The sequence below is a fragment of the Ruminococcus sp. genome (genome assembly GCF_017650195.1).
In the GTDB taxonomy this organism is placed as follows: Bacteria; Bacillota; Clostridia; order Oscillospirales; family Ruminococcaceae; genus Ruminococcus.
Genome location: NZ_JAGCFH010000301.1, coordinates 1 through 11,618, shown reverse-complemented (window position 1 = coordinate 11,618; position 11,618 = coordinate 1). Strand labels below are relative to the sequence as shown.

11 protein-coding genes are annotated in these 11,618 nt (G+C 39.8%); 3 read left to right on the top strand and 8 right to left on the bottom strand.

Going from position 1 to position 11,618, the window contains the following annotated elements:
- The 7 genes from J6U00_RS13655 to J6U00_RS13625 all read right to left on the bottom strand — a co-directional run.
- On the bottom strand, window positions 1–936 hold a 936-nt coding region (locus tag J6U00_RS13655; protein ID WP_296582722.1), incomplete at its 3' end, for a hypothetical protein.
- Between the two features lie 33 nt (window positions 937–969).
- A complete protein-coding gene (locus J6U00_RS13650) occupies window positions 970–1,545 on the bottom strand; it encodes a hypothetical protein (protein ID WP_296582721.1) in 576 nt (191 codons plus the stop codon).
- A 36-nt stretch (window positions 1,546–1,581) separates the two neighbouring features.
- On the bottom strand, window positions 1,582–2,202 hold the full coding sequence (locus tag J6U00_RS13645; RefSeq protein ID WP_296582719.1) for a hypothetical protein: 621 nt from the start codon (window positions 2,200–2,202) through the stop codon (window positions 1,582–1,584).
- A 20-nt stretch (window positions 2,203–2,222) separates the two neighbouring features.
- On the bottom strand, window positions 2,223–2,765 hold the full coding sequence (locus tag J6U00_RS13640) for a signal peptidase I (RefSeq protein ID WP_296582717.1): 543 nt from the start codon (window positions 2,763–2,765) through the stop codon (window positions 2,223–2,225).
- Window positions 2,758–3,735 (bottom strand): hypothetical protein, encoded by a 978-nt coding sequence (locus J6U00_RS13635; RefSeq protein ID WP_296582715.1) that lies wholly within the window; start codon window positions 3,733–3,735, stop codon window positions 2,758–2,760. The genes J6U00_RS13640 and J6U00_RS13635 overlap by 8 nt, the downstream gene beginning before the upstream one ends.
- Window positions 3,736–3,893: 158 nt before the next feature.
- Window positions 3,894–4,901 carry a hypothetical protein gene (locus tag J6U00_RS13630; RefSeq protein WP_296582714.1) on the bottom strand — a complete coding sequence of 336 codons (1,008 nt, stop codon included), beginning with the start codon at window positions 4,899–4,901 and terminating at the stop codon, window positions 3,894–3,896.
- A 130-nt stretch (window positions 4,902–5,031) separates the two neighbouring features.
- The gene (locus J6U00_RS13625; RefSeq protein ID WP_296582712.1) at window positions 5,032–5,688 is read right to left on the bottom strand and encodes a signal peptidase I; all 657 of its coding nucleotides are present in this window, start codon (window positions 5,686–5,688) and stop codon (window positions 5,032–5,034) included.
- 838 nt (window positions 5,689–6,526) lie between these two features.
- On the opposite strand from J6U00_RS13625, the gene J6U00_RS13620 reads away from it, so the two are divergent.
- The 3 genes from J6U00_RS13620 to J6U00_RS13610 all read left to right on the top strand — a co-directional run bounded on the left by J6U00_RS13620 (window position 6,527) and on the right by J6U00_RS13610 (window position 10,329).
- Window positions 6,527–7,534: an SPFH domain-containing protein gene (locus J6U00_RS13620; RefSeq protein WP_296582710.1), complete on the top strand. Its 1,008-nt coding sequence runs from the start codon at window positions 6,527–6,529 to the stop codon at window positions 7,532–7,534.
- Window position 7,535: 1 nt separating this feature from the next.
- Window positions 7,536–7,745 carry a PTS ascorbate transporter subunit IIC gene (locus J6U00_RS13615; protein ID WP_296582709.1) on the top strand — a complete coding sequence of 70 codons (210 nt, stop codon included), beginning with the start codon at window positions 7,536–7,538 and terminating at the stop codon, window positions 7,743–7,745.
- Between the two features lie 631 nt (window positions 7,746–8,376).
- A complete protein-coding gene (locus tag J6U00_RS13610) occupies window positions 8,377–10,329 on the top strand; it encodes a M4 family metallopeptidase (protein ID WP_296582707.1) in 1,953 nt (650 codons plus the stop codon).
- A 345-nt stretch (window positions 10,330–10,674) separates the two neighbouring features.
- Here J6U00_RS13610 and J6U00_RS13605 read toward each other — a convergent pair.
- Window positions 10,675–11,618 (bottom strand): hypothetical protein (locus J6U00_RS13605; protein ID WP_296582705.1); only part of this gene is annotated, 944 nt, incomplete at its 5' end.

Genomic DNA, 11,618 nt, shown 5'->3' with positions numbered 1-11,618 from the left:
GGTATCAGGAAGCGCAGAAAGCATCTTATCTCCCCAGTAATTGTACTTTGTAACGCCAGAGCCGTCATCAACTTCGGCATTGTAGTAAACTATCCTGTAGTTTACATTGTTTATGGCCTTCCAATTAGCTTTGCAATGTATGTTATAAGCCGGCATTGTTGTGGGAAGTTCAGTAAGTGCTTCGTTTGTATCTTCTCTTTTGATATCCCAACCGTCAAACTGGTATCCTGTTTTGACTGGAGTGCCAAGCGATATTGGATATTCGTACGGAACATACAGTGGTTCAACGCCGTAAGCACCGTCACCAAGGTCAAGATCGACAAGATAATAGTTACGGTCATAGTAACATTCAAACTCTGTCGAACCGTCCGCAGCAATTACTTCAGGAACATGATACATCAAAGTGAATCCTTCGAAAGCATTATCGAGGGTTTTGTTTCTAAGACTTGTAATATTGTAGTCTGCACTAAAATGAAAGTTATCACCAAATTCCTCAGGCTCGGAACCTGTAACGCCCTTGTTGCTGATGATTTCCTGAAGAGAGTAATCATCATTGTTCAGTTCCTGCGTATATAGTCTGATGACATAATCAACTTCGGCAGGAAAATAGAAAACATCAGTTTCGCTGTCTTTATCAAATTCAATAGTAACACTCGGAAGATGTTCTTTACTGATATTGCAAGGCGAAAAGCCTGGAACTATTGGGCTTTTCTGCGTTATGCTAGGTGAATCTTTTGGCATATTTGCAACGAAGGACGGAAAAGGCGAAGTTCCCTTGTGATCCGGTTTCTGTTCATCATAGTAATAATAGTTGATAATCGCAGTAACGACATCTTCAGAGGCAACGGCAAAAACCTTGATTATTTCAAACGCAGACATGATAATAAATAGAAAAGCCAAAGAAAAGCATGTTAATTTACGTCTTCTGGTTTTCATACCGATCCCCCTTTCTATTTTATGATAAAATGATCAATTGTCAATCTGTACGCCCCAGGCATCATATACGGCAGTGACACTTGTATCTGTATCTGTATTTCCCACTGCTTGTATAGTCTGTGCAAGTATCTCGATATTCATCTCATATCCTGTAGGAGCAGTTTTGATTTGCTTAAGCTTCTGGTCTGCTCTTATAAGCGGAAACGTACTTGCTCCGCTTGCCACAGCTGATTTAAAGTAATAATACCCATCAGCAGAATTGTACTCCCAATCGGTGTCATTATATTCCAAAGTATAGTCAGTTCCTTCAACAGGCTGATAACCATAAACGTTTCCGTTTGCATCCTGCCACGTGACAATAATCGCCGCTCTGACATATACTGGATATTCCTTATCCCCTGCTGTTATGCTGACATCTGTTTTATACTTAAAACCGTCCGTATCTGTTTTCACGGTTTCATTGATAACAGGCGTATTATATTCGGCAGCCACAAAAAAGTTCCCTACTTTATTTGAACTTCCAATATATTTTGCAACTACCAGCCCTGTTATAGTACCTATTATAATTAGCACTATAGGTATTATGATCCTGTATTTTTGTTTTCGCATGGTGTATGACTTCCTTTCGGCGTACATACCTTTATCTTAATCTATCTGTACAAGATAGGCATAAACTTCTATTTTGAACTGACCGGCATTTTTAATTTTATCCGTATTGTCACGAAGAGAATCACCTACGCGGATACTATCATTGCTGAATATGTGAGCGATTGTCTGCGCAACTCCAGGCTGTATCACTTGTTTGTACTTATATATTATTCCTCCGTGTAAAGGCGTGAATGATGTTTCAGCTTCAAAGCTCGTTCCTATTGTATAACTTACCTCGTCGGGAAGATTTGTATTCACCACTTCAATATATAAGTCACAATCAACTTCACTGTTACCATCAAGCTGAATATATGCATCCTTTGGTATATTCACACCTGGCAATACTGTGTCATATTCATTTGTTTCAACAATTGTGTCATTATCCAGAAAATACACTCCATCTTCCAAATACACTTTATGCTCATGAAGTTTAACAGTTGCCATTCTAGCTACATGTGCACTTCCATTATAAAAACCATTTGAAGTGTATTTTGCAAGCATCCCGCATACAAGCCTCATGGATATTAATGTCATAATCAGCAGTATGCCCAAAACTTTATATACAATTCCTGTAGATCCAGAGCGAGGCTTTATATGATTTGCAGTATTATTTATCATAAACCCTCACCCCTTTAAATTTATTCATCCTTTAGTCGTCTTATCTCTTCCTTAATTCTTTCCTGTTCAGAAATCGTCTTACGTTTTTCACGTACATAAGGAAGTTCAAACAATATTACTGCTCCTAAAAGAACCAAAACAGTTCCTATCGTTGATTTGATAAACTGCACTATACAGCCAATAAAAGGAATATGCATGACCATTTTTCCTTTAATCTGTGTAGTTGAGATCTCAGGATCATTAACTTCGTTTGCGTCACCCTTTGTAATGGCGGTTTCACCGTTTATCTCAATAATCCTATGTATTACAAGCAAATTATCATCTTGATATACGATAATATCATTACTCTGATAGCTTTTCTGCTTTTTTATGATAACCAAATCATTTACTTTCAGTTCAGGCTCCATACTGCCCGATAATACAACCGAAAATCCATAGCCGAAAGGCATCGGCATTTTATTGCCTATAAGAGTTCTGGCATTCCAGCTGTATAGCTTCAAACCGATAATAATACTTATAACCACAAATAGTATAATACGTGCAATGAATCTGCACTTATTCATTTTGTTCATCGTCCTCATTTTCCTTGCGTCTTGGTCTCGCTAAAAGCATAGCACCAAGTGCAGCGCTCAGGAGCACAGTAGGAACAGCACTAAGCAGCACACCTGTTTTAGGTGCAGGAACATTTCCTTCAAGACCATATTCCTTTTCCGTATCATTGTTTTGTGACGGCAGTGTTGGCGTAATAGGATTATTATTGTTATTTTCAGGACTTATTACTGCGTCATCAGCAGTCGCTATCGTATTTATCTTTATTGTAAGCGCCAGATTATCATCGACCGCCAAATTTCCAAGAAGAGTATCATACTCGTCGTTGCCCCACTCATAAGGCCATTCCCATTCAAGATTATATACAGCAAAACGACCTGCACTCAACTTTGAATGATCTTCAACATTATTAAGCTCAAGAACATCTTCTTTTACATCAGAATTGCCGAGAAGATACTTGTTAGTATAATCCCATACACGGGCTTTTACAGGGAGCTCAAGGTCTGTACCGGTGACATAAGCTTCCATAGTCATATCATAGTCAAGAAGCACATCTCCCGTATTTTCAAGAGTAAACGAATAAGTATTTGACGTTCCCGGAGCAATAAGCTTGTCATCGTCCGTGCCTTTTACAGTAATACCGTTTTCGCTGTCATAAGTCAGCCTGAATATTTCCACACTGGTCTCCGAAAGCCATACAGTATCCTTATCATAAGCCTTGAAGCCGGGATTTCCAAGCTGTACAGCATGATACATATTTTCATTTTCATCAAACGAGACCTTTGTGTTCTCAGCAGAACTCATAGTTTTTGTAGTCACCACTGTAGTGCCATTTGACCTTGTCAGAGGGATAACATTTGGGAACTGAACTTCCCAGAAGCTTTTCGTTCTCGAAAACAAAACAACAAGAGAGGCGATGTCCAGAATAGTGAGAATAACTGCAATTACAGCCAAAACCGAATTCTTTTTCTTTTTTGAGTACATAGCAGTCATCTCCTCTCAGAAGTAATTGTGCGGTAACTTCGATATGCCGGGCCCTTATATGCTCAGCACATCGAAATCACCGAAACGTCGGCAGGCAACGCCACAACTGCCTGCTCGTTCCGATAATTATTATGCATCATGCATTATTTTGAATGTACTTAGTCGATCTGAACAGCCTCGATAGAAACATTGAATGTCGTTCTGATACAGCCGACCTCCGTTGATCCTGATGTTACAACGCCTGTAGTTCCGTCTACTGAAAGGACGGTTACAGCGCCGCCGTCACCAACGGAAACGACCTCTGTGCCTGCTGCAAGATCGCCAAGAATGGTGTCTTCAAAATCAACATTGTCCCATGTGGTATCAATTTCGTTATTATATATCCATTCCCAGGTTATTTTTTCGTCATCAGTAGCGAGAGCAGTGCCAAGATCAGTGTTTGAATCATAATTCTTACTGAGAGTATATGTAGTTGTTCCGCTTGCGGTGGTTCCTGTAACAGCAGTACCTCCGTTAAGAGCTGCAGCTACTGCAGCTGCAACAGCGTTTGCAGTATGGGCAGAACCGTCGCCTGTGTATGTGAATACAACAGGATAATATCCGCCGGTTGCTACAACGGCATCGGTATCGGTGTCGATCTCGTAGTATGTAGCACTTGAGTCAAATGCAGCAGTTGATGCGACTTTCGTGTAAGCAGTACCGCTCTTGGTGTATATGCCGCTTGTGACCTTTCCTGTGAAGGTGTCGCTGTTTACGGCGACTTTTTTCATAACAGCGTAGGTACCGGCTGCAAGATATACGTCCTTGGCTTCAATAGTAGCCTTAACACGTGTATCCACCTCAGGTTTGCCTGTGATACCGAAAGAAAGTCCGGTTGTGTCGCTCTTGGTTCCGGGAGCTACGAGCATATCTGTATTTGAGCTCTCTACGCTGATTGCATTAGCAGTAGTCGATGTGGTAGGCGTATTGGTTGTTCCATTAAGATAATTCTTTGAAAACAGATTGCCTGAACCTGTAATAACAACGCCCCATTTAGCAACTCTTGCAGTATCACCTGCTGAGCCCTTGCTTACATACTTTGCGAATGTTCCGCTTACAGCACTTGTTGAAAGGAGAGTAGCTATAAGCAACCCCCCTGCTGCTCTCATTGCCCTATTCTTTTTCATGTGAATACTCCTTTCACGTTACTTTGCCTTTCGGCAGCTTATTCTTCCCTTAATGGCAAGCCATGGGGAAGATATTTATATCCATCCCCGATGTGGCGGTCGAGGGAAGAATAACTTTGATAATATGAAACTATTGAACGTCTTTTTCTTTTGCAGCCTTCTGTGCCTTAAGCTCTTCAAGTTCTGCAAGAAGAGCCGCTGTATCAGCCTGATTAGCCTTTTCAAATCTTCGGCGGCGTATCACATCATATCCCACAAAAAGAATTAGCGGCAGTATAACGCAAATTATCAGTCCTGCGGTTGTCTGCATGAACATTGCAACATGACCTGCTTTTGGGATACGGAAGCTGTAAACACCGACTACTTTCTCGGCTTTGACAGCCTGCTGATCTTCTGCATTGTTGGCATCACCTTTGGTCTTGAATGCAAGGACACCATCTTCCTCAGTTATACCAACGACACGGTGAGTTACCACGCTTGTACCATTTCCTGACGGATCAAAAAATGATATTACATCTTTCTCTTTAATTTCAGACGTATCTACCCTATTGCATATTATAAGATCACCGCTGTGAATAACAGGATACATTGAGTCAGTCATAACTATCATCGGAACCTTTTTTCCGATACTTGGAACTTCGTCTTTATTAACATAGCTTTTTATTATAAGAGTGACATTAACGATAAGTATCGGCAAAAGTATTACACACAAAATAATGCCTATAACAGTTAAAGGTTTATTTGCTGAAGTTTTTGTTTGGGTGTTGTTCTCATTTTTTTGATTCAAATTTCCCACCTCTGTTTTCCTAAAATACTAAATGTAGCTTTTTTCAAATTATAAACCCTTATCTGAAAAAATAATTTGTTTGTACTTATGAAACATGCTCCGAAAAATGTTTGAATACTTGCTGTTATAAATAATGTATTATTTTCATGAGTTTTGAGCAATAATCCAGAAAGCTACATTAATTATTATACTATATTATGTAATATAATTCAAGTAACTGTATTCAAATCGCTGAAATTTCGGCACATTTCACAACACAAATGCCATATTATTTTTTAAACATAAAATTTTATTGTTTATTATTGTTATAGTACACAATGTTACCTTGACGTAATGTTAATTCGAATGCAAGATATACATTACGTATACCATACAAAAACAAACATTTAATTAAAGGAGCGTAGGTTGGGTAAATTTATTAAAATAACAACATCCCATTTAGATTAACTTTGTGTATTTGGCAAATTACTAATGAGCTTTTTACAAACATAGACGGTACCTTGATTACTCTCCCCTTTTTCCAATGACTGATGATATTAACGGCTTAGGCTTCAATTGTCTGGCCTGTTTTCGGTATTACGATATACAAAAAATGTCCTTTTCTCGTTTAGGCCACGCTTCATTCCAGTATATTCGTAATCTATCTCTTTTTCCTAATTTAGAGTTTTTAATCAGCCGATGTATTACACGAATCTCGTCATATCATATCGTATGCTATAATAAAGGCTTGTTGTGCAAATTGCTGATTCATATAATTTAATCTTGACAAATCGAAATTAATATGATATCATATTGATATCAGATACATTCATCTATAAACATGAAAGGGAGAACTATCATGAAAGAAAAAGTATTATCAACAAGAAAAAACGGTATGTCAGCAGTTATAATCTTCACTCTTCTGTATCTTGCCTCTATTCCTGCAATAATCGCAGGAATCACTCTTGAAAACCCATTGATTGGCATTATAGGCATGATATGGCTCTGCATAGGCTGGATACCTTACCTTGGACTGAAGGTATTAAAACCTCAGGAGGCTCTAGTTTTGACACTTTTCGGAAAGTACAAGGGTACTCTCAAGGGTGACGGCTTCTACTGGGTCAATCCGTTCTGCACAGCAGTAAATCCAGCCGCCGCAACAAAGCTCCGTCAGAGTGGCGATGTGGGCGATACAACAGGCAGCACTGTTGTCACCAATCCTATGACAGGTTACAGATCAGCTATGATGCCTTCAAAGAAAATATCCCTCAAGATAATGACTCTCAATAACAACCGTCAGAAAATCAATGACTGTCTCGGAAATCCTGTTGAAATAGGTATCGCCGTTATATGGCGCGTAGTTGATACCGCCAAGGCAGTTTTCGACGTTGAGAATTACAAGGAGTACCTTTCTCTCCAGTGCGATACGGCTCTGAGAAACATTGTACGTCTTTATCCTTACGACGTTGCACCGAATGTTGATACTACAGGTGACGGCATCGCCGACGAGGGAAGCCTCCGCGGCTCAAGCGAAGTCGTAGCAGCCCGTATCCGCGACGAAATACAGGCTAAGGTGCAGAATTCCGGTCTTGAAATAATAGAAGCTCGCATAACCTACCTTGCTTATGCTCCCGAGATCGCAGCTGTAATGCTTCAGAGACAGCAAGCTTCTGCTATAATCGACGCAAGAAAGATGATCGTTGACGGCGCAGTAGGCATGGTAGAAATGGCTCTTGAAAGGCTCAATGAAAACAATGTTGTCGAGCTTGACGAGGAACGCAAGGCAGCAATGGTATCCAATCTGCTCGTAGTGCTCTGCGGAAATCATGACGCTCAGCCAATAGTCAACTCGGGTAGTCTGTACTGATATGGCAGAGAAAAAACAGGTTCCGCTCAGGCTGTCGGAAAAGCTGTATAATGATTTAGCCGCATGGGCGGAGGAAGATTTCCGTTCGGTCAACGGACAGATTGAATATCTTCTGACCGAATGTGTTAAACAGCATAAGAAAAATGGGAAATATGTATCTGAGAAAATCGACGCTTCTCCGGACATTGATATCAATAAATTTGCCGATTGATTGGCTGATGTATACTTAGGTTGATCGTTGTCCGGTATGCAGACAATAAATGTAAAGCAGTGCCGTACAGTGACCCGTCCCCTGTCAAGTAGACAACGAAATAAACAAAATAATTCTATGTAATATCTAAAAGCAGTCTGCGCAATTTGCAGGCTGCTTTGTTATTAGCAGTAGACGGCAAGCCACCAGTCATGCAACAGGATAAGATTATTCATTTCCTTGTATATCCCATTGCTGTCGTAAGCTTTATCAGCAAATACTGCTTTTGTATTCAATCCAATCTTGTCAAATTGATAATTAATACGATCAGCATGTGGAGTGCAGTCGTTATAGTTACCGTGAGTGACAAAAATATCAGTTATTATTCAATTTTTAGAATCACAAGTCTGATGATTAAGGTGAATTAGCAACCGATTGAAATTGAATCATCAAAAAGCTGTGAAAAGTGAAAGAAAGATATAGACTGTTACTGCTCGTTTATTTCACAATAATAAATGTGGTTTAATGTATGAGCGCAATTTTTGATTAGTATTTCTTTTTACATTATGTTATATTTATATTATCCCTAAATGATACGAAGATTTCCTTCTTCGCTATGGGATCGGCAAATTAAGTAATAGGAGTGAAACAAATGAGAAAACATTTCAAAAAAATCGCGGCATCAGCCATTTCATTATGTATGCTAGTTCCGACTGCATTGTCTGTACAGGCAGCAAATACCTATCCAGGTTACGATTTAGTATACGGAACCCAATTAGGTTTTACTGATTTAAGAGGAAACGTCAATTATGTTAATTGCGCGTACGATAAATACTCTCAGTTATGGCTCATCGACAAGAGCAATAATATAAGTGTTGTCTCTGACGCTGACTATACTGCCCCAACTGACACATCAAACGAGGTTTTTAGGTTTAATTCCTTCGATCCATTGATGAAGGATGAGTCGACATGGAATACCAAAGCTCAGCTTCTGTACAATACAGAGAGAGTTTATGACTTCTACAAGAATACTCTCGGTCACAGCAATTTTGATTTTTGCGGCTCTGGTGATCAGTCAATTTATGTTTTTGAGTTCAACCATCCAGGTGATGCACGCTCTCATATAAAAATTGACAACTATGCAAACTGCCCTGATGAGTACAGAAATATGCTGTACTTTGGATCAGAAGGCGATCAAACATATAGCATGGGCGTGGACGTAGGTTCAGTTGGTCATGAGTTAACACACCTTGTTGTCAATCAGAAGCTCGGATGGTGGCCGCACGGACTCAAAACAGAGACAGAAGCTCTTATGGAAGCTTACTGCGATATAATGGGCGAGCTCTGTGAAGAAGAGCCCGATTGGATGGTCGCTGCGGATGCGTTCAAGGACAATACTGCGTATAACAAGAAGTATTCTTTCAGAGATATGAAGTCTCCGCAGTCTACAGTCAATAAGTTCTACGAGAATATATATTTCGGATTCTACGATAATTACTTAGATTATAAAAACAACACACAGTGGATTGCTGATAATTATCAGTACGGTTCACTCATGGCTCCGGCATATCTTGCCACAACTATCATCGACCATGCCGCATACCTGATGTACAAGGGTGGTATCCCGCAGATTGACCTTGCTCATATCTGGTACAACTCCATGGCATACTACACAGGTGATACTACACAGGCCACATTCCTTGACTGTCGCAATGCTGTCATCAATGCAGCAGTAGACTATTACCGCTACGGAACCGGTAAAGTTGATATTATCAAGAAAGCATTTGATGATGTTAATATCAAGGTGCATCATACCGATCTTTCACAGGCAACTGCTGCGATAACTACACGTATGCACGATTTTGGTATTATCGAAAGATATAAGCTCCCCGAGGGAAGCTACTGGAATACAGGAGATCCTGATTCATCAAGCTGGACTGCAATAAACAACGATCAATCTACATATCTCCCAATGGGACCCACTGCTTTCAAGTATTTCGTTAATTCATACTGGCAGATTGAGGAGCCTTACTACCAGTGTGCAGGCTTTGCAAAGAAGCTCCAAAATGATTACTTCGGAACCAATTCATATGTGCGTATCACAGATACTTCCTATATACCCGAAATAGGTGATCATCTCCGCGTTGACCGCTATTACAAGGGCAATAAGCTACAAGATAATCCGACACACAGCGTATTCATTAGGTCACTCGGCGCAAACAACACAATGACCTTTGCTGACTGCAATTCCGATGGAAATAATATTATCAGATGGAACAATAACGTTAATTACTACTATGATAGCAGTGATGGAAAGCTCTGCTACAGGATTGGTGACATCACGTACAAATTCGTATGGGCCGAAAGACCGCTCAAGCTCGGCGATACCAATGCAGACGGAGTCCTCAGCTATGAAGACCTTGATGCTATGGATAATATCATAAGCGGAAATATCTCATACAGAATGTACGATGGTCTGCTTCGCCAGTATGCAGCTGATATCAACGGAGACTATGTTGTTGACAACACTGACAGAAATATCCTTTATCAGCTCATCTACGGTTATAACAATGCAAGAGCAAAATACGGCTTCGTCGTATATTGATAATGCATCCATATGAATGAAAAAAACCTGTAAGGGAAATGTCTCTTACAGGTTTTTTATATCCTTTTCTATCATAAAATGTTATTGAAAATAATAATCTGCGTCGAATACAATGCTGCTAAAACGAATCTTTATTTTGCCAGTGAAGCTGTTTTCAAAATCTGGAATAAACTGTTTCGTGCGAATCGCATTTTCAGCAGATCTTCCTATTACCCCAAAACATTGAATCATGTATTCCATAGGAATCCCCGTCACCGTTATTGCCAGTTTCTGCTCGTTCCCGCAAGTGATCCGAAGATTGCATCATAACTTATACTGATATTAAAGAGCTTTTTTGAAAGTCTATCAGATGTTGAAAAGCTTATACATTCCTTTTTTATCTTTTGCAAGTATGACCTCGGTACCAACTCTGCGAATCAGAGCTTCCTCGTCATTGACTTTTATATCACTCAGTATTTCACGAGTATCTGTTGTTTCAAAGGTATAAAAACTGGTATTGCTGCTCTGACCTGATGAATACATAACACTTTCTGTTCGCTTATCTTTTATTATAACGTGTCTTGCTGAATACTCTTCTCTCGGATCCCTTGTCAACAGCTTTTTGAATAAGTATCCAATCACAACTGCAGATACGGTCAGTATGATAAGCTGAATGAAAGAAATACCGGAAAACACTGTCATGAAGATCGATGGGATCATAGCCATAAAGGCAATAACAATAAGCAGTGTTTTGAACTGTTTCTTCCTAAGAGACTTTATAGACTGAACATCAGCATCCGAAAGCTCATAAAAGCTGATATTGTCAATAAATGCAGTTCTGGCTCCACTTTCTGGCAACTTGTATTCAGACTCTACAGCAGAAATATTCGAGGGAGAGTATATGCCGGAAGCTATAAGCGGCTCTGCAGAGAAAACATCATAACTTCCTTTTTTGTTTTTTACTACAAATACCCTTGATCCTGTCTTGAAAACATCAGCATACATAGAGCCTGTAAAATTCTCGATCACCTCTCCGGTATCGTCAAATCTTACTGTAAAGTAATGTGTTGTGGACGTCGTTTCATTCTCGCCGGTACCAGTCGTTTCTTGTGTTGCATAGCAAGATACAATGGTCGCATAGCGTCCTCCTTCAGGACGGCGGAATATCTGACAGACAGATACGATCAGGAATATCCAGCCCACAGAGCTGAATACCAGAAATGGAATAAAGCCCGATATAGAATTACTTCCTATCACTAAAGCAGAAAATAAAGTCATAAATATTATTGCAAAACCTATTATTATGAACG

Bases quoted from the DNA above. Each gene is read 5' to 3' on its own strand.
- J6U00_RS13630 (WP_296582714.1), bottom strand. From the start codon at position 4,901: ATGAAAAAGAATAGGGCAATGAGAGCAGCAGGGGGGTTGCTTATAGCT.
- J6U00_RS13610 (WP_296582707.1), top strand. From the start codon at position 8,377: ATGAGAAAACATTTCAAAAAAATCGCGGCATCAGCCATTTCATTATGT.
- J6U00_RS13640 (WP_296582717.1), bottom strand. From the start codon at position 2,765: ATGAATAAGTGCAGATTCATTGCACGTATTATACTATTTGTGGTTATA.
- J6U00_RS13615 (WP_296582709.1), top strand. From the start codon at position 7,536: ATGGCAGAGAAAAAACAGGTTCCGCTCAGGCTGTCGGAAAAGCTGTAT.
- J6U00_RS13620 (WP_296582710.1), top strand. From the start codon at position 6,527: ATGAAAGAAAAAGTATTATCAACAAGAAAAAACGGTATGTCAGCAGTT.
- J6U00_RS13635 (WP_296582715.1), bottom strand. From the start codon at position 3,735: ATGTACTCAAAAAAGAAAAAGAATTCGGTTTTGGCTGTAATTGCAGTT.
- J6U00_RS13645 (WP_296582719.1), bottom strand. From the start codon at position 2,202: ATGATAAATAATACTGCAAATCATATAAAGCCTCGCTCTGGATCTACA.
- J6U00_RS13650 (WP_296582721.1), bottom strand. From the start codon at position 1,545: ATGCGAAAACAAAAATACAGGATCATAATACCTATAGTGCTAATTATA.